This window comes from Streptomyces pseudoechinosporeus (genome assembly GCF_054783935.1).
Window position 1 is genome coordinate 123,516 of the sequence record NZ_BAAGPS010000061.1, and the last position, 25,198, is coordinate 148,713.

A 25,198-nucleotide genomic window follows, 5' to 3' on the forward strand; every position below is an offset into this window, starting at 1 on the left:
GCGGGCTCAATTGAAGAATGTCGAGCGGGGGCCGCTATCAGAGCGCTGCGCCGCCACACACGCGCAGCACTTGTCCGGTGACGTACGCGGCCGCGGGTGAGGCGAGGTAGGCCACGGCCGCGCCGATCTCCTCGGGCTTGCCCATACGCGGGAGGATCTGTTGGCTGAAGTCGTATGCCACGTTCTCGGTGAGCGTTGTGGCGATCGGACCAGGTGCCACCGAGTTGACCGTGATCCCCAGGGCGCCCACCTCTTTGGCGAGCCATTTGGTGAGGGCGATGACGCCGCCCTTGGAGGCCGCGTACGCGGGCCCGGAGCGTACCTGGTCCGCACTGCCCGAGGAGGGACCGCCCATGATGCCGCTGATCGAGCTGATGTTGATGATCGCGCCGGCGCGCTGCTCGCTCATCCAGGGGCTGATGGCGGCGCGGCAGAACAGGAAGGTGCCGCGGAGGTTGGTGTCGATGTCGCGGAACCATTCGTCGTCGGTGATCCCTGTCAGACTTGCCCGGGTGGCTGTCCCGGCGTTGTTGACGAGGATGTCCAGGCGCCCGAAGTGTTCGACGGTGTCGGAGACCACGTTCTCGACCTGATCGCGTTCGCGCACGTCGACCGCCTTGCCTTCGTGGGTCCCGGCAGGGAAGCCGTCACGTAGCAGGGCCACCGTCTCGCTCGGGTCTCGCATGTCGGCGACCACGACATGGGCGCCTCGCCGGGCCAGTTCCACAGCGATCGACTGGCCGATTCCACGGGCGGCTCCGGTGACCAGTGCGACTCTCCCTGTGAGGTCGAACGGGTCGGTTCCGGCTCGCGTCGCCTCGGCGGTAGGGCGAACGGTGCTCATGTCACATCCCTGCGTGGCTGGTGGTCAGTCCGGAGCAGGATGCGCCTCTACAGCCGTGTGCCACTACAGCGGGACGTTGGAATACGAACGCCGATTTTCCTCTTACTGTCGAACCCCGGCGTGCATGAGGTCCATCATCGTGAGGCCGATGTGGAGCACGAGCCGAGTGCGGCCGTCTGCCAGGTCGAGGCCGGTGAGCTCACTGATGCGACCGAGACGGTAGTAGAGGGTGGTGCGATGGATGTTCAGCACTTGCGAGGTCGCGGGACCTGAGCATGCGTTGTCCAGGTAAGCGCGCAGGGTCTCGGTGAGCTGGCGGCCATGGTCGATGTCGAGAAGGCGGCGGAGCTCGACCGGCAGCGCGCTCGCGGTGAGTTCGTCGGCGGGTACGCGGAGCAGAAGGCCGTAGGGTCCGACGTCGGCCCAGACAGCGACGTCCGTGCCCAGTACTGACGAGGCGGCGCGGCGGGCCAGTCGGGCCTGGTCCGCTGTCTCCACGGCGCGGTCGAGGCCCTCGGCTGCGGATCCGACACCGGCCACCGGTGTGAAGCGGCCTGCGGCCATGTCCTGCACACGCTCGACGATCCGTTGCGCGTGGCCGCGGCTGACGTTGTCGGCGAGGGGGGCGGAGCCACCGAGCAGCAGCAACGCACCGTCGGCGGTGACCGCGTGGAGTGCGGCCGTCGAGCCCGGCGGACGGCTGAAGGTCACGGCGTCGCGAAGTGCCATCTCGACATGGGACGCGCTCACTGTCTCCGCGACGGGTACCACCCCTACGTCGATGGCTGTGACGTGCGTGAACCGGTTGAGCTCGTCGCCCGAGCCGAGGTCGGCCAGTGCGCGGCGGCGCACTGTGGGTTCCTTGCTCACCAGGTCCCGGACGGCTCGTTCGCGGTCGGCCGCGCCTTCATCACCAAGACGTTGACCCGCCAGCATCGGTGCAACGACCTGTGCCGTGTCGCTGATCTTCGCGAACTCGGAGCTGGTGAGGGAGCCTTCGGCGTCCATCACCAGCAGCAGACCGAGCAGGTCGCCGCGCCATCGGATGGGTACCGCGACACGGGCCTTCATCCCGATCTCCTCGTAGGGAGGGATGACGCCGGCGGTGGTCCAGGTCGACACCCCCTGGGCGAGGACGTGACCAATGGCTTTGGGGCCGGCGTCGCGATGCAGGATCGCCTGGACACGGACCTGGTCCTCGTCGCCGAAGTGGGCGCTGCTGTAGAGCATGCGTACGGCCGGATCGTTGATCACGACGGACCGCTGCAGCTGCTGGGCGAGCCGGTCGACGATGGGCTGGATCTCGTTGTCGGACACACGTGGATTCTACAGAGAGAGGAAAGGCGGTCACGTTTCCTCGTCCCGAGACGGTGTCCGGCGGCGCGTCCGAGCGGCATGGTGAGCAGCCGACCGGGGCGTACTCGGGCAGTGATTCCCCGCCGACTTCAAAGATGAAGGTTCTCGATGACCAAGCCACCGCAGTTGATCGGATGGGCCCATACCCCGTTCGGTCGCCATCCGGACCATGACATCGAAAGGCTGATCGCCACGGTCAGTGGCGCGGCTGTCGAGGACGCCGGGTTGGAACCCGGCGACATCGACGCCATCTTTGTCGGAGTGTTCAACAACGGCTTCTCGAAACAGGGCTTCGAGGCCGCGCTGGTCGGTGCCGGCGTGCCCGCTCTGGCGTCCGTGCCTGCGGCCCGGGCGGAGAACGCGTGTGCCACCGGGTCGGCGGCGCTGTTCGCGGCCCTGGACCGGATCGAAGCCGGACGTGCTCGCGCCGTGCTCGTAGTGGGCGCCGAGAAGATGACGTCGGTACCGGGATCAGAGATCAATGACATTCTGCTGAGTGGTTCCCACCGGCGTACCGAGGCGGCGGCGGGCAGTTTCGCGGGGGTCTTCTCGGGACTGGCTGATCGTTATGCCGAGCGGTACGGCGACCCGCACGACGCCATGGCCGAGATCGCGGCGAAGAATCACCGCAATGGGGTGGCCAACCCGTTGGCGCACGTGCGGAAGGATCTGGGGTTCGACTTCTGCGCCACCGAGTCCGAGCGAAACCCGCGCGTCGTGGGACGGTTGCTGCGCACCGACTGCTCGATGGTGTCCGACGGCGCGGCCGCCCTGGTCGTCGCCGACGCCGACCTCGCGAGCACCGCGCACCGTGCGGTCGCGGTGCGTGGCCGTAGCCACGTCAACGACCACCTGGCGGTCGCCGCGCGGCCCGATCCACTTGCCCTGGTCGGTGCTGCCGCGGCGTTCCACGGTGCGCTGGACGAGGCCGGAACCCGGTTGGCGGAGCTCGATCTGCTCGAAACCCATGACTGCTTCACCATCGCCGAACTGCTGCAGTACGAGGCGTTCGGTATCGCCACGCCCGGCAAAGCCGCCGAGGTACTGGCGCGCGGCGCCACTCACCGTGACGGATCGTTGCCCGTCAACGTGTCCGGCGGGTTGAAGGCGAAAGGACATCCGCTGGGCGCCACCGGTGTGTCCCAGCACGTCATGGCCGCCATGCAGCTCGTCGGCGAAGCAGGCGACATGCAGCTGTCCGCCGTCGACCGTGTTGCCGTGTTCAATATGGGCGGTGCTGCCGTGGCCAACTACGCCACCGTCCTGGAGCGGGCACGATGACCATCGCCGATGCACGGAAGAACGACGCACGAAAGAACAGAGAACTCACCGGTGAGGCCGGAGCACCGCGGCACCGGGCGGTCAATCTCGCCCACCTGCTGACTCAGACCGCCCGCCGTTCTCCCGATGCCTGCGCGCTGGTGCACGATCGAACGCGGTGGACGTGGCGGGAGCTGGACCGGCGGGTTTCGGCGCTGGCCGCGCGCCTGCTCACTCTCGGAGTCCGGCCCGGCCAGTGCGTACTGCTGGACGGCCCGAACCAGCCGGAGTACGTGCAGGCCATGTTCGCCGTGTGGCGTATCGGGGCGGTGCTCGCACCGGTCAACGCGCGTTCGCATGACAGCGAACTCGTGCCCATCGCCTCGGTGTGCGAGCCCGTCGTGATGATCGCGCACAAGTCGGCCGCTTCACACGTGGGTGCGGTCGAATCGGTGGTCGGTCCTGGGCTGGTGACCCTGTGGCTGGAGGAGATCGGCTCGCTCTCCGACCCGGAGCGGGTCGTGCCGGATCACGGGGTCTGGGCCGGGGACGCCGCGTGGTACTTCTTCACCTCGGGCACCAGCGGCTCCCCGAAGGCGGCAGTACTCACCCACGACCAGCTCGGCTACGTGATCACCAACCACATCGCCGATCTGATGCCGGGCACGACCGAGGCCGACCGGTCCCTGGTCGTGGCTCCGCTGTCGCACGGCGCGGGCGTACACCTCCTGCCCCAGGTCGCGCGCGGGGCGGCCACCGTCATCCCGGTCTCGGCGAGCCTGGATCCCGCCGAGGTGTGGCAGCTCGTGGAGTCCGAGCGGATCACCAACCTCTTCACCGTCCCGACCATCCTCAAGCGCCTCGCCGAACACGACTCGGTGCACGAACGCGACCACTCGTCGCTGCGCTACGTCGTCTACGCCGGCGCCCCGATGCCCCGCCGGGATCAGCAGCACGCTCGGGCGACGCTGGGAGAGGTCCTCGTGCAGTACTACGGGCTGGCCGAGGTGACGGGCAACATCACCGTCCTGCCGCCGCATCAGCACGACCACGAGCCGCCGGCGAACGTCGCGTACGGCACTTGCGGATACCCGCGTACCGGAATGGAGATCAGCATCCGGGACGCGGAGGGCAACGAGGTCGCCGCGGGAGAGACCGGGGAGATCTGTGCCGCGGGACCGGCCGTGTTCCGGGGATACCTGCGCAACCCCGAGGCGACCGAGGCCGCCCTCCACGACGGCTGGTTCCACACGGGCGACGTCGGAATGCTCGACGAGCAGGGCTTTCTCTACATCACCGGCCGATTGTCCGACATGTACATCTCCGGTGGATCCAACATCCACCCCCGTGAGATCGAGGAGAAGATCCTCGGCCACCCGGCGCTCAGCGAGGCGATCGTGCTCGGCATGCCCGACGCGACCTGGGGCGAGGTCGGTGTCGCCGTCTGTGTCCTCGCGGACGGCGCAGCCACGACCGACGAGGAGATCCGGGAGTGGCTGACCGACCGCATGGCACGCTACAAGGTGCCGCGGCATGTCGTCTTCTGGGACCAGCTGCCACGGTCCGGGTACGGCAAGATCGTGCGCCGCACCGTCCGCGATCGGCTGATCGAGCAGGGCTGGCCGTCATGACGTCGGGTCGCTGGGCACAGCCCCTCCGTCATCCCGGAGCCGTGGCGGCGGAACGCCGCGTCTCCGTGCCGACCACCAGCACACCGCGCAGGGTGACCCTGCCCGCCGGGGCGCGCCTGGTCGACGCCATGGCCCACGAGATCGAGGCCCTGGGTGCGAGTTCCGGTCAGGTCGAGCTGCTCGACGGGTCACTGTCCCGGGTCAGCTACTGCGTCCCCGCGTTGTGCCACGACGGCACGACCGCGGTGACCTTCAGCTCCACCAGGGAAGCCGTGGCACCCGGGCGCCTGATCGCCGGGTCGGCCACGGTCGGCTTCAGGCACGGGCAGCGTTTCGCCCACTGTCACGCCGCCTGGTTCGATGCGTACGGCGAGGTCAGAGGCGGGCACGTGTGGCCGGAGACCGTCATCGGTCCTGGCCCCGTCCACGCCGTCGTGCATGCCCTGAATCAGGCCGAACTCATCAGCGACACCGACGCCGAGACCCGGTTGCCCGTCTTCACGCCGCGTCCGGCCCAGCCCGGCGGAGTGAGCGGGCTCGGGGCGGTGCGGGCGGCCATGTCCCGCGTGGCACCGGGGGTCCGGCTTGCCGAAGCCGTCCGCGACGTGATGCGGGAGAACGGGTTCGAGCGTGCGTCGATCGCGGGCAGCGTGGGCAGCCTGGTCGGTGCCGTCCTCCGGCGCGACGGTGGTGCGTTCGTCGTCGACGGGCCGGCCACCGAGGCGTCCCTGATCGGCCTCTTCGACCTGCGCGATCCCGCCGCACCGTTCTCCTGGATCAGCGGGGTGGCGATCGACCGGTTCGGAAACGTCCACCGCGGAGAGTTCGTCGACGAGGAGAACATCGTCGCCGTCACCTTCGAGCTGCTGGTCGAGGAGGTGACGCGATGAGGCCCCTCGACAGTCTCCGCGCGCACGGGTGGCGGGGAGACGGCGCCAGCGACAGTCTGTTGGACCGGGTCGCCCAGGCGAATGACGCCTCCCATTACCTGCTCACCCCACAGGCCGTCGTGGTCGCCGGGAGCACGCAGGACGTCACCGAGCTGATGACCGCCGCCGGCCGGGCCGATGTCGCCCTGACGTTCCGCGCCGGCGGGACCAGCCTGTCCGGACAGGCGGTGACCGACTCCGTTCTGGTCGACACCCGCCGAGGCTTCCGGGGTGTCGAGGTACTCGACGACGGCCGCGCCGTGCGGGTGGAGCCGGGAGCCACCGTCGGCGCCGTCAACGCCGCGCTGCGGCCCTACGGCACGAAGCTCGGCCCTGATCCAGCCAGCGAGTACGCCTGCACCATCGGCGGCATCGTCGCGAACAACTCCAGCGGAATGACCTGCGGCACGCATGCCAACCCGTACCGCACCCTTCGTTCGCTGCGGTTCGTCCTGCCCAGCGGCACCCTCGTCGATACCGGCGACACCGACGCCGACGCCCGCCTGCACGCCCTCGAACCGGATCTGAACCGGGGGCTGCTCCTGCTGCGTGACCAGGTCCGCGAGAACCCGGCTCTGGTGGCCCGGATCAGGGAACTGTTCGCCATCAAGAACACCATGGGATACGCGGTCAACGCGTTCCTCGACTTCGACACGGCCGCGGACATCCTCGCCCACCTCATCGTGGGCAGCGAAGGCACACTCGCCTTCATCGCCTCGGCGACTTTCACGACCGTGCCGGTACTTCCTCACGCCGGTACCGGATTGCTGGTCCTGCCGGATCTGGTGTCGGCCGCCTCGGCGCTGCCCGCGCTCATCGACAGCGGCGCCGCGACGATCGAGTTGCTCGATGCCCAGTCGCTGCGTGTCGCCGCCGCCGACAAGGACGCCACCGAACGCCTGCGCGCCCTGCCCATCTCCCGACAGGCCGCGCTCCTCGTCGAATACCAGGCGCCCACGGTCCCGCAGCTGCGGAGCCTCCTCCAGAAGGCGGAAGCGCGCTTCGCATGGACCTCGGGCGGGGGCGACGAGCTCACGACGGACCCCGCGACACGGGCCGCGTTGTGGAAGATCCGAAAGGGACTCTTCGCCGCCGTCGCCGGCGCCCGGGCAGAGGGGACGACCGCTCTCCTGGAGGACATCGCCGTTCCTCCCCCCGCCCTCGCGGGCACCTGCGCGGAACTGACACGGCTCTTCGGCAAGCACGGGTACGACGACAGCGTCATCTTCGGGCACGCCAAGGACGGCAACATCCATTTCCTCCTCAGCGCCGAGTTCCAGGACTCCGCCGGAGTGGACCGGTACGCGGCCTTCACCGAGGACATGGTCGATCTGGTACTGGGACGCGGCGGCACGCTCAAGGCCGAGCACGGCACCGGCCGGGTCATGGCGGCGTACGTCCAACGCCAGTACGGCGCCGAGCTCTACGACGTGATGCGGCGGATCAAGAGCCTGTGCGACCCGCGCCGGATCCTCAACCCCGGCGTCCTGCTCACCGACGACCCGGCCATCCACCTGCGACACCTGAAAACGACCCCGCCGATCGAAGCCGAAGCCGACCGCTGCGTCGAATGCGGCTTCTGTGAACCCGTCTGTCCCAGCAAGGACCTCACCCTGACCCCGCGGCAGCGCATCGTCACCCGCCGCGCCATCGCCGCCGCACGGCAGGCCGGCGACGATGCGACTGCCACGGAACTTTCCCGCGCCTACGAGTACTCCGGCGTGCAGACCTGCGCGGCGGACGGAATGTGCCAGACAACCTGTCCGGTCGACATCGACACCGGCGCGCTCGTCCGCCGGCTGCGCGCCGAAGGCCGCGGCAAGACCGCCCAGGCGATCGGCCGCACGGCCGCCCGCCACTGGGCCGGCGCGACGAAAGCCGCGGCGGCAGGGCTCACCGTCGCCCACCGACTGCCGACCGTGTCCACGGCGGCGACCGGTGCCGCGCGCAAGGTCCTGCCGGCGGAAGCCGTACCGCAGTGGTCACCCGAGCTGCCCCGCGGTGGCCGCGCGAGGTCCGGCAGTCCGACGCCGCTTCCCGACATCGTGTTCCTGCCCAGCTGCACCGGGTCGATGTTCGGCAGCGCCGGCGGCGTGTCCACAGCGGACGCGTTTCTGTCGCTGTGCGCGAAAGCGGGCATCCGGGTGGCCGTGCCCGACGAGGTGGCCGGCCTGTGCTGTGGAATGCCGTGGTCCTCCAAAGGACTCACCGACGGCGCCGAGGTGATGAGCCGCCGTCTCCACGCCGCGCTCCGGCAGGCCGGCGACGAGGGCGCCGTCCCGGTCGTTGTCGACGCGTCGTCATGTACCGAAGGAGTTCGCAAAACGCTGCCGTCCGGTATGCGTGTCGAGGACGCCACCGAGTTCACCGCACGCGACATCCTGCCGCGGGTGGACATCGAGCGAACCTTGGACGTGCTGGCTCTGCACCCGACCTGTTCGTCGGTCCGCATGCACACCGACGACAGCCTGAAGATCATCGCCGACGCTCTCAGCGCACATGTCTTCGTCCCCCCTTCATGGGGATGCTGCGCGTTCGCCGGCGACCGTGGACTCCTACGCCCGGAACTCACCGACAGCGCGACCCGCCGCCAGGCCGCCGAGGTGCGGGAGTCCGGCGCCACCCTGCACGTCTCGTGCAACCGCGCCTGCGAGCTCGGCATGACCCGCGCCGTTGGGCGGCCCTATCGGCACATCCTCCAGGTGCTGGACGAGCGAAGCACAAGAAGGTCGGCGTCCGCGTCGATCCCGCCGACGCCGTCCACATGATCCGCCATCTCGATACCGAGGCCGGGCCAGAGCGGGAACGACCACGGTGGTATGGCGGCTGGCGAGTTTCACGACCGTGAGAAACCGCGTCTTGCGGTCGACCAGCGTGGCGACCTGGCTGTTGTTCGAGCCGATCACCAGATCGCCTTCCAGGTGCCCGGACTCGCTGCGGTCCTCCGCCGCGCGTGGCCGCTCTTCGATCGGTCGGGCATCGGTGATCTGTGAGCGCCACTGTCCTTTCACCGTGTGACGCTTGTTCTTGCGGATCGGGCGGCCCGTGCGCAGGCGTTTGCACAGTTCGCGGGGGATCACTTTCCATCGGGTGGTGTACACCGACCGGTAGATCGTCTCGTGGCTGATCTCCATCCCCGGGTCGTCACCGTGATGCAGACGCAGGTGGCCGACGATCTGTTCCGGCGACCACTCCTCCCTCAGCAGGGTCAGTACCGTCTGCCTCAGCGCGGGTCTGCGGGACAGCAGGCACTGCTTCGGGCGCCGGGCGCGGTCAAGTGCCCGTTCCTGCGCAGCGATCGCCCGGTAGGAATCGCCTGCGCAAAGCCCGCGTGAGATCTCCTCCCGCTCGCCTATCGTCAAGCTTCCGGAGCGCGCCTGACGGGGTGCGGGAGCGATCCCTCCGTGGTGCTTGAGGACGGTGAACACCGAGCCGGGCGGCTTGCCGATCTGCCGTGAGATGACGCTGATCGATTCCCCGGCCCTCCACCGCCGCCACAAGTCGGCCTTCATCTCGTCTGACATCCCCGGCCGACCCAGTCTCGCCACGTAAACCGTCCTCAACCAGCAGTGTTGCTCTGACCGGTTGAATCTAAGGACGGAGATCTGGGGCCGACTGTCTCCGGCGGCACGAACGGCCGCAGCTCGGGGACTGTCGTGGTATCGACGCGTTCGGCCTCGACGAGTGTCGTGCCGGACGTCGAGCCCTGGGCGAGACATGAGGTTCCGATGTCGGCTGTGAGGACGTTGGGGTTGGCGTGCCGTTCCAGTGAGCCGGACGACGCCCGGCTCTTCGGCGACTATTGATCCGAAACGGTAGGGGTTCCCTCTCGTTGGTCCTTGCGTGAGTGAACTGGTGGGGGACGCACGGCAGTTGTCGCCGTCGGCGCAAGAGGCTCTGCGGATGCGGGCGGTGGCTGCGCTGGTGGCGCGCCGGGACCGCGAGGACGTCGCGGCGCTGTTCAAGGTCTCGCTCAAGGCCGTGGACAACTGGTGGGCGAAGTGGCTGGCGGGCGGACGTGAGGCGCTGGTGGCCCAGCCGCGCGGGCGGCGGGTCGGCGAACATCAGCTCCTCGGCGAAGCCGAGCAGCAGGCGATCCGGCAGGCCGTGCTGGATCACCGGCCGTGCGACCTGGGCCTCGCGGGCCAGTTGTGGAGCCGGGCCGGGGTACGGGACTTGATCACCAAGCTGTACCGGGTGCGGCTGACCGAGCAGGGCGTGGGCACGTACCTGCGGCGCTGGGGCCTGTCCTTCCAGCGCCCGGACAAGCGGGCCGTCGAACAGGACGCGGAAGCGGTGCGCGTCTGGCGGGAGGAATCCTGGCCGGTGATCCGTGCGACGGCGAAGGCCGAGGGCGGCGAGGTGCTCTTCGCCGACCAGGTCGGCATCCGCTCCGACCAGGTCACCGGCCGCACCTGGGGCGAGAAGGGCCGCACCCCGGTGGTGCGCCGCACCGGCAACCGGTTCTCGGTGAACGCGATGTCCGCGATCAGCACCAAGGGCCGGATGCACTTCATGGTCTTCACCGAGACGTTCGACGCCGACGTCATGTGCCGCTTCCTGGACCGGCTCGCCGGCCACTTCGACCGCAAGGTCCACCTCGTCCTGGACGGCCACTCAGCGCACCGCTCCCGCAAGGTCCGCGCCTGGCTCGCCGATCACCCCGACCGCATCGAGCTCCACTTCCTGCCGTCCTACTCGCCGGAACTGAACCCCGACGAACTGGTCAACGCCGACCTCAAACGGAGCCTTCCCATGCACAGCCGGGCCCGCGACCAGGCCCAACTCGCCGCCGAAACCCGAAGGTTCTTCCACCGCCGCCAACGCCAGCCACACATCATCCGCGGCTACTTCGGCGGCCCACACGTCCGCTACACCCTCGAATAGAACCGATTGAGTTTCGGATCAATATGCCCGGTTCTTGGTCGACGAACTGTTTCCCGTTGTCCGACAGCACATCGACCTGACGGATGACCCAGCGGGTAGAGTGATCTGCGGCTTCAGCTCCGGCGGCGCATACGCCCTGACAGCGGCTTTCCACAGGCCCGATCAGCTCCGCAATGTGATTTCACATTGCTGAAGTTTCGTCAATATCAGGGGCGCTCATAACCTACCCCCGATGGTGAGACAGTCACCTCGCAAGCCGATCCGCGTATGGCAAGTGGTTGCGTGAGTTGAGCGCCCTGAGCGGTGGGCCCGCCCTTCGGCCTCGCCCTTGGACTCGGACTGCGGAGGAAGTTTCTGCGTGATGGTCGAGCCCCAGGGACACTTCTTGGGGGGACACGCAGTTGAGCCAATGGTTCCAGGCATCTGCGACTTCTGACGAGATCGGAAACCCTTCTCCCGCGTGCTTTGCAAGGGATGAGCTGGTACGTAACCCACAGTTCCCGCGAATGGAGGAACCCAAGCTCAACCACGCATCGCGTCTAGATGAACTCGGGGCGACGAATACTCTCGGCGCCTCCGTCGATATAGAGGATCTGACCAGTCACGAAGAGGTTATCCGAGCTCGTGAGCCATGCGAGGAGGTTCGCGACTGCCGAGGGATCTGCTGCGGGGCCACCGAAAGGTGCTGGGGCATGCTTGTCGAGCGTAGCGCGCCCTTCTTCGGTTTCGAGGACCGGAATCGTCATGGGAGAGAGAATGACACCGGGCGCTACCACGTTGAGGGCGATTCCGCATTTACCCCAGGCCTCTGAGGGCGCGTTCCTCCGTACCCAGCGGGCCAATGAGAGCTTCGATGTGGTGTAGACGACGCTCGAGCCCGCAGCGTCAGTGGCTGCCGCCAGGGAATCAGCGTGGGCAAGAGCAGAGGCCTCGTCTCCTGACTCGATCAGTTCGAGCAGCTTCGCGTCGTTCTCATCGATGATCGCTCGAGATGCCACGACGGCTGCGCGAGGTTTGTCTGCGGCGGCGAGCAACGGACGCAGGCCTTCGAGGGTTGCCACCGCTCCGAAATGATTCACGGCTACAGATGGCGATGCCGATACCAACACTCCGGCGACGGCCAGTACTCCATTGATGACGCCGCCACTCAGTTCACGGGCCTGTTCGACTAGGCCGGTGCGTCCGTCTTCCGTGCTCAGATCCACCAAAATATCGGCGTTCTTCAGATCGACGCCGATCACGCGATGCCCGTCGGAGCGAAGCTTCGCGACTGTGGCCTTGCCGATTCCAGAGGCGGATCCTGTGACGAGATACGTGCGAGTCATGTTTTCATTCCTTCTTCGGTAGTTGTCGGCGCGACTGGGGCCGCTGTCTGTATGCAGGTCAGAGCTTTTCAGAAGCCGGCGTGGCGCCCCTTACGACCTGAGGTGCTGCTGTGACGAGTCGAGCCGTGTCCACCCGGGCGAATCCGAGGTGAACACCTTTCCGAGCGACGGGTCGAACTGTGTTGGCCCGTTGCACATCAGGAACAGCCAGACGAGCAAACGTTCAGAGCAATTCCCACCAGAGCCCGCTTGCCCGTCGTCACAACTTGCCGAGCGCGCGCTGATTAACCGTCTGCAGGACTGCAGTCTGGCCCCCATCCACGGTGATTACTGAACCTGTCGTGAAGCTAGTGCCGGGACTCGCGAGCCAGACGACAGTGCTGCCGATCTGCTGCGGCTGACCAATCACCCGGAGCGGGTTCAGCGGGAATGGCTGCTCGCCCGTCAGCAGCGGTTCGGGCGTGATCGCGGACGTGGAGGTCGAGTGAATCCAGCCTGGCGCGATGGCGTTGACCGTAATTCGATGCGGTGCCAGATCGACCGCCATTGCCTTCGCCAGCGCGGACACCCCACCCTTGCTGACCGTGTAGGGAGCACTGTTGGGCTCCGCAGCCGACGCGCAGATGGACGAGATCAGGACGATCCTGCCGCCGTTCCCTGCTGCGGCCATACGCTGCGCCGCAGCCTGTCCGCATAGGTAGGAGCCCTTCAGGTTGACCCCCAGCACCCGATCCCAGTCTTCCTCCTTCATCTCGAGGAAGGGGCTGTAACTCGAGGTCCCCGCATTGGCCACCAGGATGTCGAGCTTGCCGAACACCGCCACGGCGTGATCGCAGAGCGCCTGGGCCTCGTCGTGCTGCGAAACATCGCAGGCAAACGCCGAGACCTCCCCCATCTCGCCGAGTTCTTCGGCGACCCGGCGTAGTTCACTCTCGTTCCGCTGCGAGATCACCACTTTCGCGCCGGCGATCAGGAGCTCCTCCGCGATCCCCCGTCCAATGCCGCGCCCTGCGCCGGTGACGACGGCCACCTGTCCTTCAAGGGGTTTCATTTCCTGCCTCCTCGTTTCGCTCTCTACGATGTCGTGTTGGTTGTGGTCATCTGAGGTCCTTGCGGTTACCACCGGCATTTGCCCCTTCGTACCCGCACCGCATCGGCACTGGTGTAATAACACGTGTGATGGGTGGCGCTTACCGAACGGACGGGTACCTCAGGGCGCCAGTTCGGCCTTCACCATCACGTGCTTGAACTGCGAGTACTCGTCGAGGCCGATGCCCGAGAGCTCCTTGCCATAGCCGGAGTTCTTGAACCCGCCGAAGGGCATCTCCGCTGCCGTGAAGATCTGCTGGTTGACCCAGACGGTCCCGAACGCGAGTTCCCGCGTGAAACGCATCGTGCGGGCCAGGTTCGTGGTCCACACGCTGGCAGAGAGTCCGTAGTCGACGCCATTGGCCCACTCGAGCATCTCGTCGTCGTTGCGGGCACGCTGGATCGTGACGACTGGTCCGAAGACCTCGCGCTGGACGATCTCGGAGTCCTGGCCGACGTCCGTCACCACGGTGGGCGCATAGAACCAGCCGCCGCGAGCAAGCCGCTCGCCGCCGGTGCGAATCGAGGCACCTTCGGCGCGGGCACGGTCAACGAACCCCTCGACGCGCTTCAGCTGCCGCTCGGAGATGAGGGGCCCCATCGTCGTTCCCAGGTCATCCGGGTCCCCCACCCTGATCTTCTCGACCTCAGCGACATAGGCGTCGACGAACTCGTCGAAGGCGGCCTCTTCGACGATGATCCGGCAAGCCGCAGTGCAGTCCTGTCCGGTGGCAGAGAATCCGAACTCTGCGAGGTCGCGGGCCGTCTGTGCCACGGGGCTGTCGGCGAACACCAGGACCGGAGCCTTACCTCCCAACTCGAGGCTGGTCCGCTTCAACGTCGCGGCGGCAGCGGCGGCGACGGCCTTTCCGGTGCTCACGTCCCCCGTCAGCGCGATCTTGCGCACCTGGGGGTGCTCGACGATGGCCTGGCCGGCGCGGCCGTCGCCGAGCACCAGGTTGACCACGCCGTCGGGAAGGAAGCGGTTCATCAGATCGACGAGCTTGATCGTCGTCAGCGGGGTCAGCTCGGCCGGCTTAATGACCACGGTGTTGCCTGCGGCGAGGGCGGGAGCCAGCTTCCAGGCCGCCATGAGCAGAGGGTAGTTCCAGGGCGTGATCAGCCCGACCACGCCGAGAGGCTCGCGCCGCATCCACGACGTGCTGTCGTTCGCGTACTCGCCAGCGGCTGGGCCATGCGACACCCGTGCGGCGCCGGCGCAGAACCGGATCACGTCCCAAGCCCATGGCATCTCGTCGCGTGACTGGGTGATCGGCCGCCCCGTGTTCTTGCTCTCCATGACAGCGAATTCCTCAGCTTCCTGCTCGACCGCGTCTGCGATCTTCAACAGGAGCTCGGCACGCTCACTGGGCGGCGTCTGTCCCCAAGACGTCCGGGCGGCGTGTGCACGCATCACAGCCGCGTTGACCTCCTCGGCCGACGCGTTGCGGTACGTCGCGATCGTCTGCTCGGTCGCAGGGTTGATGATCACCGAGACGTCGGTGTCGCCTGGCTCAGCCAGCCAGCTCTGCGCCGTCGATGCTGCTGCCGATGCAGCGTTGGCGGGGTGGCTCATGGTCTCTTCTCCGTTTCTTCGGTGGCCTGCTGTGGCACAAGCCGCTCCTCAGGAGGGCGGATGCAGGTCAGATTCGTGGTGACGACGTCACGCCGACGTGCGTGGGAGCGTGGGTGGCTGCCGGACGATGGGCTGGGCGGGCGGCCCCGTCCTGCGTCATCCCACCCTCGTCCTGTCGGTTTGCTCGTGGGCATGGTCGAGTGAGCCCACGAGTGCGGTGGCCGGTTGCGGTCGCCGGCGTTGATCACCGTCGACATTTCGCTCCGATGTCGTCCGGATCCTTGTCGAAGCGAGCCAGTGCGTGGTCCAGGTCTGCTATGGTCGCAGCGGGCTGGATCAGCGCCTCGGTGACGGCTTGCCGCTCGAGGGCGCGGAGGATCCGGATGCCCGGATCGTCGGCGACGGCGTTGGCGTCTGTGGCGGTGTCGGCCCGCAGCCCGACGATCGCCTTTCGCGTAGCGCGGCGAGCCTCTTGGACGTCGGGATCAGACTGGGGTGATGCCGCGATGAGCCGCCGGGTACAGGGCTGAGTCGGATGCTCGGTCACCTGGGCGGCGTCACCTTCCTCGACGAGGTGCCCGTGCTCCAACACCGCGATCCGGGTACTCATGTGCCGGACGACTGCGAGGACGAAGTCCCGTTGCTACCGCCACCGCAGGCGGTCATAATCGCCGCGCCGAGGACGCCGACGAGAGCCGTCGCGGCCATCCGACGGCGGCGTGAATTGCGACCGGCCGATCGACCTCGTTCGAGTGCCGACATCCGCGTGTCTCCTTGTGTCTCTTGCGGGTCTTGAACGATCGCTAGCTGCCTACTGCCCGAGCCCGAGCGGCATCCTCCGGTGATGTGGTGACCGATGGTGATTGCTCCGGCGACCCGTCGGCAATGTGACCGACACAACAACAGGGTGGTCCGTTCGTGGCCCGGATCACTAGGGACAGGAGACGAGAGAACCGCCTCGCATTTGCTACAGACGTCGGAAGTTCGTGGACCTTCGAGCGGCTGGGCGACCAACCACCCGGGCTGTCGCCGAGGGATGACCGTCCGCGTGTTCCTGTCCGTCATGAACGGGCACCGAGTGCCGGAATCCCACCGCGGGCGGCGCACTCATTGAGGGCTTGAGCAGCGGAAACAGCTTGTCGTCCGGCCAATCGAGGGCTCGCGCAGCCCTTCTCGTCAGCACCGGGCGCCTCGGTGGCGCGTTGCCCAATGCCGAAGGGTCTGTGACTGACCGCGGCGCTCGGCGCATGCACTTCGACGGCGCCGGCAGGGGTCCGGCCAGTGCCCCTTCGGGGGCCCGTCAGCGTCACGGGACGACGACGAACTTTCCGACATGGGCGCGCTTGAGCATCTGCTCCTGCGCCGCTGCCAGCTCCTCGAGCCGGTACGACGCCTCGAGCATCGGCTTGAGCCGACCACCCTCGATCAGCGCGACGAGACGCGCAAAGGTGTCGGCGGTCGGATTGGTGATGCCGTACATCTCCAGATCCTTGTAGATCAGGTCACGCAGATCCATGGCGGTCATAGGCCCACCGATGGCGCCGGACGTGGTGTACCGGCCCCCGCGACGGAGCACCTTGAGGATCGGGCCGAACAGCTCGCCGCCGACGACGTCGGCGACAACGTCGATGGCCTGCTCGCCGACGAGAGCCTCCACGGACTGCTGGAGGTTGGCCGCGTCTCGTGCCACGAAGTAGTCGGCGCCCAACGCCTGGAGGCGTTCGCGCTTCGACTCGCTGGCCACCGCGACGACGCGAGCTCCGCGTACGTGGGCCAGCTGGATGAGTGCGGTGCCGACGCCGCCGGCCGCGCCCGTGATCAGGATGGTCTCGCCCTCGCCGAGGTCGGCGCGAGCCAGCATCTCCTCGGCCGTGTCGTAGGAGCAGGGGAACGTCGCCAGCTCCGCGTCGCTGAGCGAGCTGTCGATGACATGTGCGTTGATCGACGGTACGCCGACGTACTCGGCGAAACCGCCGTCGCGCTCGCTGCCGAGATACTCGACCAGCTGTGCCCGCAGCGGCAGCCGGGGGTCGCGGACGGAGGGGTCGACCAAGACCCGCTGGCCGATACGTGCGGGATCAACCTCCGCGCCTACCGCAGCGATGTGGCCGGCGACCGCGGCGCCCTGGATCCTCGGGAAGCCGACTGCGCTCTTGAGCCAGGAGGAGCCGGCGTCGTCGTCGCGACCGTGGAGTCCGAGCTCCTCCGTCACGCTCGACTCGACTTTTCGGTCGTACCAGCCCGTCCGGGTGTTGATGTCGGTGTTGTTGAGTCCGCACGCACCGACCCGAACCAGCACCTCACCTTCTCGTGGCTGCGGAGTCGGTGCGTCGGCCCGGCTGACCAGCCGATCGATGCCGCCATGGCCGGTGAGGATGACCGCGTTCATCGCGGTCGGAACGCCTGCTTGCGTCTGCACTTGACTTGTTCCCTTTCTTCGCCGGCTACGTCGGCGTCGTGAGATGTCTCAGGGTGCAAGGTCGATTGACCACGACGGTCAGGTTCACGTTTCCTTCGTCTGCGCTCCAGGTTCCGACCGGCTGCTCCTTGAGAGCCGACGGCCAGAGGCAGCGAAGCATGGTGGTCAGCTCGCGAGTGCGTATGGGATCTGCTTCGCCAGGCGCGGTCTCGGGTGTCTGCTCTCCCAGTCTCGGCGAACTGCGAGCGGAGCCGCATTGGACCGTGCGCAGACGACGAGGAGGGTTCTTGGCGAATCCACAATTTCTCCGCGCCCGTAGACCGGTTCGGTCGGGTCCTAGGAGACCCGGTCATGGCGATAGAAGTCGACGTGCTCGGGAGCCAAAGGCTCGTTGCCCAAGATGAGGTCGGCGGCCTTCTCGGCGATCATCATGAGGGGCGCATACAGGTTGGCGTTCGGGATGGTGGGCATCACTGACGCATCGACGACGCGCAGGCCTTCCACGCCGTGCACCGCATCGTCTGAGGTTCGGCTCCGGGCAGACCTGCCGGCGTCGACTCGGTAGGTTCCTTCCAGGTTTTGGCAAGCACCTTCAGTCAGGTCGGGACGAACCCGTCGCGGTACGTTGAGTGACCCCCTTTCAGGCCGCGCGCCGCTCGCCCTCCCTACCAGTGTCCAGGCCCGGACAGGTGGTGGGATCAGCCCTTGCGGGTCTTGCTCTCCTCGGTGAGCTGCGGGACGACGTCGAGAGGTCGCCGACGACGCCGTAGTCGACGAGGTCGAAGATCGGGGCCTCGGCGTCCTTGTTGATGGCCACGATCGTCTTCGAGGTCTGCATACCCGCGCGGTGCTGGATCGCACCCGAGATGCCCGAGGCGATGTACAGCTGCGGGGACACGGACTTGCCGGTCTGGCCGACCTGGTTGGTGTGCGGGTACCAGCCCGCGTCCACCGCCGCACGCGAGGCACCGACGGCCGCGCCCAGGCTGTCGGCGAGCGCCTCGATGACCGCGAAGTTCTCCGCGCCGTTCACGCCACGGCCGCCGGAGACGACGATCGCGGCCTCGGCCAGCTCGGGACCGCCCGTCGACTCACGCGGCGTGCGCGCGGTGACCTTGGTGCCGGTCGCCTTGTCGGAGAACGACACGGACAGGGCCTCGACGGCACCGGCGGCCGGGGCGGCCTCGACGGCCGCGCTGTTGGGCTTGACCGTGATGACCGGGATGCCCTTGGAGACACGGGACTTGGTGGTGAACGAGGCGGCGAACACCGACTGGGTGGCCACCGGGCCCTCATCGGACGCCTCGAGGTCGACGGCGTCGGTGATCAGGCCGGAGCCGATGCGCAGGGCCAAGCGGGCGGCGATCTCCTTGCCCTCGGCGGAGGACGGCACGAGGACGGCGGCCGGGGAGACGGCCTCGTAGGCGGCCTGCAGGGCGTCAGCCTTCGGCACGACCAAGTAGTCGGCGTACTCGGCGGCCTCATGCGTGAGGACCTTGACCGCGCCGTGCTGGGCGAGCACGGCCGCGGTGTCGGCGGCGCCGTTGCCCAGGGCGACGGCGACGGGCTCGCCGATGCGGCGGGCCAGGGTCAGCAGCGCCAGGGTGGGCTTGCGGACGGCACCGTCCACGCTTCCAAGCGATTCACGCCGCCCGCGCAACAAACGCCGCGGCACACTCTTTGCACCTACGGGAGGTGCGCGCCATGACGATCCGCTGGACCTGGTTCGTGCCCTCGTAGATCTGCGTGATCTTCGCGTCGCGCATCATCCGCTCGACCGGGTAGTCACGCGTGTAGCCGTAGCCGCCGAGGAGCTGGACCGCGTCCGTGGTGACCTCCATGGCGACGTCGGAGGCGAAGCACTTCGCCGCCGCGCCCTGGAAGGTCAGGTCGGCATCGCCGCGCTCGGACTTCGCCGCCGCCTGGTACGTCAGGGCGCGGGCGGCCTCGATCTTCATCGCCATGTCCGCGAGCATGAACTGGATGCCCTGGAAGTCCGCGATCGGCTTGCCAAACTGCTTGCGCTCCTGGACGTAGCCCTTGGCGTAGTCGAGGGCGCCCTGCGCGATGCCGAGCGCCTGGGCCGCGATCGTGATGCGGGTGTGATCCAGGGTCTTCATCGCCGTCGCGAAGCCCGTCCCCTGCGCGCCGATCATGCGGTCCGCGGGGATGCGGACGTTGTCGAGGTAGACCTTGCCATTCAATTCAGTGGCGGAATTGCGCTGGCCCTACGCGCCTTCGACCTGATCGCGGAATATCCAGCGCAGCGTCTCGGGGAAAACGGCCCCGGCGTGACGGAGGGTGTGCCCTCCGGTCCCGAACTCGAACACCGAATCGTAGCGGCGGTATTTGAGCGCCGCAGCCATGTCGTGGTTGGCGATCGGGATACTCCCGAAGATCACATCCACGTCGCGGCTGCCGCTCTGGTGCCAGACCCTGATCGGCTTGCGCGGCGACTGGCGGATCATGGACGGCAGATTGTGTGCGCCGCGGATATTGATGAAGCTTCCACAGTGAGAGATGACGTTGCCGAACACGTCGGGACGGTGAAATGCGGCGGTCAGGGCACATGCCCCGCCTGAACTCATACCGCAGATCACGCGCCCTCGGGGATCGCCGGTCAATGCCACCCGCTCCCGCACCACCGGGAACAGTTCCTCGTCCAGGAACCGCGCATAGTCGGCGTTCACCGAGTCGTACTCGATGCTCCGATTGTCGTCACCCCCGAAGTGCGGGTATCCGGGGCCCCGCTCGCCCGGCGCGACGAACAGACCCACCGTCATCGGGATCTCCCCTCGGTGGACGAGGTTGTCGAGCACCGTGGTCGCGCTCACCAACGGGCCGAAGTATTCCGGTCCGTCCTGGCAGACCAACAGGTTGACGCTGTCGGCCTGCTCGGCACCCGCCGGGAGGTAGAGCCACACACTGCGTGATACGCCGGGGTAGACGGTGTGGCTGGTCCAGCGGAAGTGGTAGAGTTGCCCGGTCGGCACCTCAGGCTGCGCGAGTGAGTCGGCACACAGCGAGTAGTCGGAATTCTTGTCGTAGCACAGGACATAGGCCGCCTTGTCCTTGCCCGAGATATTGAGCTTCAAGAAGTTGTCCCACTCCGCGGCTTCATCGACCTGCCCGTGCGTTAGGTCGACGGGCTCGAGTTCTGCCGCAGCTGCCTGGGATCGGATCATTGGCGGGCTACCTCTTTCTTGGCGACGGTCGGCTGACGTACGGCCCTTGTGATTCGCACCAACAGCAGAATGAGCGGGGCCTGACGCCCCTCACTACAAACAGAGCGAGGGACAATGCCACGAATCCTCCTACAGATGTCGAAACCGCTGGGTAGCCGTTAGCGCTCAGCCGAGCCGATAAGAGCGTCTGAGCACCGGCTTCAGGCGTCGTAGGCGTAAAAGCCACGTCCGTTCTTGCGGCCGAGGTGGCCGGCGGCGACCATGCGGCGCAGCAGTGCGGGCGGTGCGTACAGGGGCTCCTTGAACTCCTCGTACATGGACTCGGCCACCGCCTGTGCGGTGTCGAGGCCGATGAGGTCGAGCAGGCGGAGCGGGCCCATGGGGTGGGCGCAGCCGAGTTCCATGCCTTGGTCGATGTCGTCGGGGCGTGCGGCGCCGGACTCCACCATGCGGACCGCGCTGAGCAGGTAGGGCACGAGGAGCGCGTTGACGACGAAGCCGGAGCGGTCGGGCGCCTGGATGGCCTGTTTGCCCAGTAGCTCGGCGAAGTCACGGGTGCGCTGCACGGTGGCGGGCGAGGTGATGAGCGCGGGGATGACCTCGACCAGCCGCTGCACGGGGACGGGATTGAAGAAGTGCATGCCGATGACCCGACCGGGTCGCTCGGTGGCGACGGCGAGGTCGACGATGGGGATGGAGGAAGTGTTGGTCGCCAGGACGGCCTCGGAGTCCTCAACCGCCTTGTCCAGGGCGCGCAGAACGTCGGTCTTGATGTCGCGGTTCTCGGCGACGGCCTCGACGACGAACTGGCGGTCGGCCATCTCGCTGAGATCGTGGGTGAAGGAGAGCCTGGCCAGGGCCTGGCCTCGCTGCTCCTCGGTGAGCTTGCCGCGCCGCACGCCTCGGTCGAGGGAGGCGGTGATACGGCGGCGGCCTGCCGCTACGGCGTCGGGTGTGGCTTCGGCGACGCGGACGCCGAGGCCGTGGCGGGCGGCGACTTCGGCGATGCCGGAGCCCATGAGGCCACAGCCGACGACGCCGAGACGGGTGATGGGTTCCACTTGAGGTCCTATCAGTATGGGAATGCGCGCGTGGCTGCCGGTTGGTGAGGTCAGACGTTGCGGCGGTACTGGCCGCCGACTTCGAAGAAGGCGTCGGTGATCTGCTGGAGCGAGCAGACGCGGGCGGCGTCCATGAGTACGGCGAAGAGGTTGCGGCCCTCCATCGCCGCTTCCCTGAGGGCGGCGAGGGCGGTGTGCGCCTCGTCCCGGTGGCCGGTCTGGTAGGTGCGTACGCGCTCCAGCTGGGACTGCTTCTCCTGCTCGGTGGCGCGGGCGAGTTCGATGGGGCCGGGTTCGGTGGTGTCGGCGTGGGGGTTGCGGAAGGTGTTGACGCCGATGAGGGGCAGGGTGCCGTCGTGCTTGCGCTGTTCGTAGAGCATCGACTCGTCCTGGATGCGGCCGCGTTGGTAGCCGGTCTCCATGGCGCCGAGCACACCGCCGCGTTCGCTGATCCGCTCGAACTCCAGCAGGACCGCTTCTTCGACCAGGTCGGTGAGTTCGTCGATGATGTACGAGCCCTGCAGCGGGTTCTCGTTCATGGCCAGGCCCCACTCGCGGTTGATGATCAGCTGGATGGCGAGGGCCCGGCGGACGGAGTCCTCGGTGGGGGTGGTGACGGCCTCGTCGTAGGCGTTGGTGTGCAGGCTGTTGCAGTTGTCGTAGATGGCGATGAGGGCCTGGAGGGTGGTGCGGATGTCGTTGAAGTCCATCTCCTGGGCGTGCAGGGAGCGGCCGGAGGTCTGGACGTGGTACTTCAGCTTCTGGCTGCGCTCGCCCGCACCGTACTTCTCCTTCATCGCGACGGCCCAGATGCGGCGGGCCACGCGGCCGAGGACGGAGTATTCGGGGTCCATGCCGTTGGAGAAGAAGAACGACAGGTTGGGCGCGAAGTCGTCTATGTGCATGCCCCGGGCGAGGTAGGCCTCCACGTAGGTGAAGCCGTTGGCGAGGGTGAAGGCGAGCTGGCTGATGGGGTTCGCGCCGGCCTCGGCGATGTGGTAGCCGGAGATGGACACCGAGTAGAAGTTGCGGACCTTCTGGGCGATGAACCACTCCTGGATGTCGGCCATCATCCGCAAGGAGAACTCGGTGGAGAACAGGCAGGTGTTCTGGCCCTGGTCCTCCTTGAGGATGTCGGCCTGCACCGTGCCGCGGACGTTGGCCAGCGCGTGCGCCCGCAGCTGGGCCGCCTCCTCGGGCGACGGGTCACGGCCCTCGGCGGCCCGGAACTTCTCGAGCTGCTGGTCCATCGCGGTGTTGAGGAAGAACGCCAGGATCGTCGGCGCGGGCCCGTTGATCGTCATCGACACCGAGGTGGTGGGCGCGACCAGGTCGAAGCCGTCGTAGAGCGCCTTCATGTCCTCCAGGGTGGCCACCGACACGCCAGAGGTGCCGACCTTGCCGTAGATGTCGGGGCGTTCGTCCGGGTCGCGGCCGTAGAGGGTGACGGAGTCGAAGGCCGTGGACAGCCGGGTGGCGGGCTGCCCCTCGGAGAGCAGCTTGAAACGCCGGTTGGTGCGGAACGGGTCGCCCTCCCCCGCGAACATCCGCGCCGGGTCCTCGCCGTCCCGCTTGAAGGGGAACACCCCGGCGGTGAAGGGGAAGTGGCCCGGCAGATTCTCGCGGCGCCAGAACCGGACCAGCTCTCCGTGGTCGGTGAAGCGGGGCAGGGCGACACGCGGGATGCGGTTCCCGGAGAGGGACTCTCGGGTCAGCTTGGTGCGGATCTCCTTGTCCCGGACCTTCACCACCTGCTCGTCGCCGGAATAGGAGGCCACGATCGCGGGCCACTTCTCGATCTGCTCACCGACCTCGTGCGGGAGCTGCCTGCGGGCGCCGTCGAGCAACGACTCGACGTTCTGGGCGTCGGAGCCGGCCTCGGCGAGCTCGTCCCGTACGGCCTCCAGACGCTGCACACGCCGGGCCGCCTCGGAGAGCCGGTCGGTATCGGTGTGGTAGTCGCGGACGGTGTCGGTGATCTCGGCGAGATAGCGCACCCGGTCCGCCGGGACGACCTGGCGGATGCCGGAGGAGTGGCGTACGTCGACGGGCGCCAGCGCGCCCTCGGACAGCTGAAGCCCCTGCTCGGCGAGGGACGACTTCAGATGCTGGTAGAGGGCGGTGACACCGTCGTCGTTGAAGGTGGCCGCCGAGGTGCCGTACACCGGCATGTCCTCGGGCCGCTTGTCGAACGCCTCACGATTACGGACCAGTTGACGGCCCACATCGCGCATGGCGTCCTTGGCGCCGCGCCGCTCGAACTTGTTGATCGCCACCACATCGGCGAAGTCGAGCATGTCGATCTTCTCCAGCTGCGAGGCGGCACCGAACTCCGGCGTCATCACATACAGCGACGTGTCGACGAACGGCACGATCGCCGCGTCGCCCTGCCCGATACCCGGCGTCTCCACGATCACCAGATCGAACCCGGCGGCCTTCACTACATCGATCACGTCGGACAGGTGCTCGGGCAGCTCGCGGCTGCCACGGGTGGCCAGGCTGCGGAAGAACACCCGGTTCCCGTCGAGGGAGTTCATCCGGATCCGGTCACCGAGCAGCGCACCACCGCCCCTGCGCCGGGTCGGGTCGACCGCGATCACCGCGATCCGCAATTTGTCCTGCTGATCCACCCGCAAACGGCGCACCAACTCGTCGGTGAGGGACGACTTGCCGGAGCCACCCGTACCGGTGATGCCCAGCACCGGCACGGGCCGGGTCGCCGCCGAGGTACGTAGCCGCTCCATGAAGTCCGGCGCCAGCTTGCCCAGTTCGGCACCGGTGATGGCGCGGGCGACGGCGAACCGGTCGCCCGCGAGGACAGCGGAGGCATCCGCCGGCTTGCCGTCCCACAGGTCGAAGTCGCAGTCCTTCACCACCGAGTTGACCATCCCGGCCAGGCCCAACCGCTGACCGTCCTCCGGGGAGAAGATCGTCACGCCACTCCCCCGCAGCCGGGCGATCTCCTCGGGCACGATGACACCGCCCCCGCCGCCGACGACGCGGACGTGGTCCGCGCCCTGCGCACGCAGCGACTCGACCAGGTACTCGAAGTACTCCACGTGCCCGCCCTGGTACGACGACACAGCCACACCGTGCGCGTCCTCCTCCAGCGTCGCGTCCACGACCTCCTGCACCGACCGGTTGTGCCCCAGATGGATCACCTCGGCACCCTGGGACTGAAATATCCGCCGCATGATGTTGATCGACGCGTCATGCCCGTCGAACAGGGCCGAAGCGGTGACCAGGCGAACGGGGTGCACGGGGCGATGCAGTTCAGGCATGGGGGCCTTCCCGGACAGGGCAGGGGGACGGTGACTCCAGAGATACTAGGACGTCCTAGTAAATGGCAGAAGGTGATCGCGGTGTGACATATCCCGCGTGGCGGACAATGGTGCAGGGGCCCTGTGCGGCGAGACGTACCTCAAGCACGGCGGCCGCCTGAGCGACCCCGCCATGCGGTTGCGATGGAAAGCGCGTGGCCGTGCGATGCCGGCCACCGGTGTACCGTCAGGTTCGCCGAGATCAGACGGCTGATCGCCCGCCTCGCCAATCACCGGCCCACCTGAGGGGCCTCGCGTTTTCCGGACAGGTGTCTGACCGTCTATTTCACGCGGCGATTCGCAACTTCTCGTACTC

15 protein-coding genes and 5 pseudogenes are annotated in these 25,198 nt (G+C 67.6%); 6 read left to right on the plus strand and 14 right to left on the minus strand.

Translation table 11 applies throughout. From position 1 onward, the window contains the following. Positions 1 to 37 precede the first annotated feature (37 nt). Positions 38 to 844, minus strand: coding sequence for an SDR family NAD(P)-dependent oxidoreductase (locus ACYVO6_RS39570; RefSeq protein ID WP_461070089.1), 807 nt, complete (start codon positions 842 to 844; stop codon positions 38 to 40). Between the two features lie 102 nt (positions 845 to 946). After that, positions 947 to 2,161 carry a PucR family transcriptional regulator gene (locus tag ACYVO6_RS39575; RefSeq protein ID WP_461070091.1) on the minus strand — a complete coding sequence of 405 codons (1,215 nt, stop codon included), beginning with the start codon at positions 2,159 to 2,161 and terminating at the stop codon, positions 947 to 949. Between the two features lie 147 nt (positions 2,162 to 2,308). Here ACYVO6_RS39575 and ACYVO6_RS39580 point away from each other — a divergent pair, with 147 nt between their 5' ends. The 4 genes from ACYVO6_RS39580 to ACYVO6_RS39595 are packed head-to-tail and all read left to right on the plus strand — an operon-like array spanning position 2,309 to position 8,788. Beyond that, positions 2,309 to 3,481 carry a thiolase domain-containing protein gene (locus ACYVO6_RS39580; RefSeq protein WP_461070093.1) on the plus strand — a complete coding sequence of 391 codons (1,173 nt, stop codon included), beginning with the start codon at positions 2,309 to 2,311 and terminating at the stop codon, positions 3,479 to 3,481. Next, complete coding sequence (locus ACYVO6_RS39585) at positions 3,478 to 5,091, plus strand: AMP-binding protein (protein ID WP_461070095.1); 1,614 nt, start codon at positions 3,478 to 3,480, stop codon at positions 5,089 to 5,091. Before ACYVO6_RS39580 ends, ACYVO6_RS39585 begins: the two co-directional genes overlap by 4 nt. Positions 5,092 to 5,132: 41 nt before the next feature. After that, positions 5,133 to 5,981, plus strand: a complete 849-nt coding sequence (locus ACYVO6_RS39590) for a PPC domain-containing DNA-binding protein (protein ID WP_461070097.1) — start codon at positions 5,133 to 5,135, stop codon at positions 5,979 to 5,981. Next, positions 5,978 to 8,788 carry an FAD-binding and (Fe-S)-binding domain-containing protein gene (locus ACYVO6_RS39595; protein ID WP_461070099.1) on the plus strand — a complete coding sequence of 937 codons (2,811 nt, stop codon included), beginning with the start codon at positions 5,978 to 5,980 and terminating at the stop codon, positions 8,786 to 8,788. The genes ACYVO6_RS39590 and ACYVO6_RS39595 overlap by 4 nt, the downstream gene beginning before the upstream one ends. A 39-nt stretch (positions 8,789 to 8,827) precedes the next feature. On the opposite strand, the pseudogene ACYVO6_RS39600 reads toward ACYVO6_RS39595, so the two are convergent. Further along, positions 8,828 to 9,739: pseudogene (locus ACYVO6_RS39600) on the minus strand (IS30 family transposase); the annotation flags it as partial. Between the two features lie 124 nt (positions 9,740 to 9,863). Between ACYVO6_RS39600 and ACYVO6_RS39605 the strand changes: the two are divergent. Then, positions 9,864 to 10,907: an IS630 family transposase gene (locus ACYVO6_RS39605; protein ID WP_461070101.1), complete on the plus strand. Its 1,044-nt coding sequence runs from the start codon at positions 9,864 to 9,866 to the stop codon at positions 10,905 to 10,907. A 25-nt stretch (positions 10,908 to 10,932) separates the two neighbouring features. Beyond that, a pseudogene (locus ACYVO6_RS39610) lies at positions 10,933 to 11,100 on the plus strand (alpha/beta hydrolase-fold protein); the annotation flags it as partial. Positions 11,101 to 11,446: 346 nt separating this feature from the next. Here the strand turns inward: ACYVO6_RS39610 and ACYVO6_RS39615 are convergent. The 11 genes and pseudogenes from ACYVO6_RS39615 to icmF form a co-directional block, all read right to left on the minus strand. Then, positions 11,447 to 12,232 carry an SDR family oxidoreductase gene (locus ACYVO6_RS39615; protein ID WP_461070103.1) on the minus strand — a complete coding sequence of 262 codons (786 nt, stop codon included), beginning with the start codon at positions 12,230 to 12,232 and terminating at the stop codon, positions 11,447 to 11,449. Positions 12,233 to 12,491: 259 nt separating this feature from the next. Further along, the gene (locus ACYVO6_RS39620; RefSeq protein WP_461070105.1) at positions 12,492 to 13,283 is read right to left on the minus strand and encodes an SDR family NAD(P)-dependent oxidoreductase; all 792 of its coding nucleotides are present in this window, start codon (positions 13,281 to 13,283) and stop codon (positions 12,492 to 12,494) included. Between the two features lie 159 nt (positions 13,284 to 13,442). Then, positions 13,443 to 14,897: an aminobutyraldehyde dehydrogenase gene (locus tag ACYVO6_RS39625; RefSeq protein WP_461070107.1), complete on the minus strand. Its 1,455-nt coding sequence runs from the start codon at positions 14,895 to 14,897 to the stop codon at positions 13,443 to 13,445. Positions 14,898 to 15,141: 244 nt separating this feature from the next. Next, the gene (locus ACYVO6_RS39630; RefSeq protein ID WP_461070109.1) at positions 15,142 to 15,507 is read right to left on the minus strand and encodes a hypothetical protein; all 366 of its coding nucleotides are present in this window, start codon (positions 15,505 to 15,507) and stop codon (positions 15,142 to 15,144) included. Between the two features lie 696 nt (positions 15,508 to 16,203). Continuing rightward, complete coding sequence (locus tag ACYVO6_RS39635; RefSeq protein WP_461070111.1) at positions 16,204 to 17,316, minus strand: alcohol dehydrogenase family protein; 1,113 nt, start codon at positions 17,314 to 17,316, stop codon at positions 16,204 to 16,206. Positions 17,317 to 17,652: 336 nt separating this feature from the next. Further along, positions 17,653 to 17,829: pseudogene (locus ACYVO6_RS39640) on the minus strand (GMC oxidoreductase); the annotation flags it as partial. A gap of 185 nt (positions 17,830 to 18,014) precedes the next feature. Next, positions 18,015 to 18,976, minus strand: a pseudogene (locus tag ACYVO6_RS39645) (electron transfer flavoprotein subunit alpha/FixB family protein). Next, positions 18,960 to 19,511 (minus strand): annotated as a pseudogene (locus tag ACYVO6_RS39650) (acyl-CoA dehydrogenase family protein); the annotation flags it as partial. The pseudogenes ACYVO6_RS39645 and ACYVO6_RS39650, both read right to left, overlap by 17 nt. Before the next feature lie 33 nt (positions 19,512 to 19,544). Beyond that, positions 19,545 to 20,501: an alpha/beta hydrolase gene (locus ACYVO6_RS39655; RefSeq protein WP_461070113.1), complete on the minus strand. Its 957-nt coding sequence runs from the start codon at positions 20,499 to 20,501 to the stop codon at positions 19,545 to 19,547. Between the two features lie 200 nt (positions 20,502 to 20,701). Continuing rightward, the gene (locus tag ACYVO6_RS39660) at positions 20,702 to 21,562 is read right to left on the minus strand and encodes a 3-hydroxybutyryl-CoA dehydrogenase (RefSeq protein WP_461070115.1); all 861 of its coding nucleotides are present in this window, start codon (positions 21,560 to 21,562) and stop codon (positions 20,702 to 20,704) included. A 50-nt stretch (positions 21,563 to 21,612) separates the two neighbouring features. Continuing rightward, the gene (gene icmF, locus ACYVO6_RS39665; protein ID WP_461070117.1) at positions 21,613 to 24,843 is read right to left on the minus strand and encodes a fused isobutyryl-CoA mutase/GTPase IcmF; all 3,231 of its coding nucleotides are present in this window, start codon (positions 24,841 to 24,843) and stop codon (positions 21,613 to 21,615) included. Positions 24,844 to 25,198 lie beyond the last annotated feature (355 nt).

Excerpts from the sequence above, each read along its gene's own strand:
- ACYVO6_RS39655 (WP_461070113.1), bottom strand. The coding sequence starts at position 20,501 with ATGATCCGATCCCAGGCAGCTGCGGCAGAACTCGAGCCCGTCGACCTA.
- ACYVO6_RS39620 (WP_461070105.1), bottom strand. The coding sequence starts at position 13,283 with ATGAAACCCCTTGAAGGACAGGTGGCCGTCGTCACCGGCGCAGGGCGC.
- ACYVO6_RS39630 (WP_461070109.1), bottom strand. The coding sequence starts at position 15,507 with ATGAGTACCCGGATCGCGGTGTTGGAGCACGGGCACCTCGTCGAGGAA.
- ACYVO6_RS39580 (WP_461070093.1), top strand. The coding sequence starts at position 2,309 with ATGACCAAGCCACCGCAGTTGATCGGATGGGCCCATACCCCGTTCGGT.
- ACYVO6_RS39570 (WP_461070089.1), bottom strand. The coding sequence starts at position 844 with ATGAGCACCGTTCGCCCTACCGCCGAGGCGACGCGAGCCGGAACCGAC.
- icmF (WP_461070117.1), bottom strand. The coding sequence starts at position 24,843 with ATGCCTGAACTGCATCGCCCCGTGCACCCCGTTCGCCTGGTCACCGCT.
- ACYVO6_RS39625 (WP_461070107.1), bottom strand. The coding sequence starts at position 14,897 with ATGAGCCACCCCGCCAACGCTGCATCGGCAGCAGCATCGACGGCGCAG.
- ACYVO6_RS39595 (WP_461070099.1), top strand. The coding sequence starts at position 5,978 with ATGAGGCCCCTCGACAGTCTCCGCGCGCACGGGTGGCGGGGAGACGGC.
- ACYVO6_RS39585 (WP_461070095.1), top strand. The coding sequence starts at position 3,478 with ATGACCATCGCCGATGCACGGAAGAACGACGCACGAAAGAACAGAGAA.
- ACYVO6_RS39615 (WP_461070103.1), bottom strand. The coding sequence starts at position 12,232 with ATGACTCGCACGTATCTCGTCACAGGATCCGCCTCTGGAATCGGCAAG.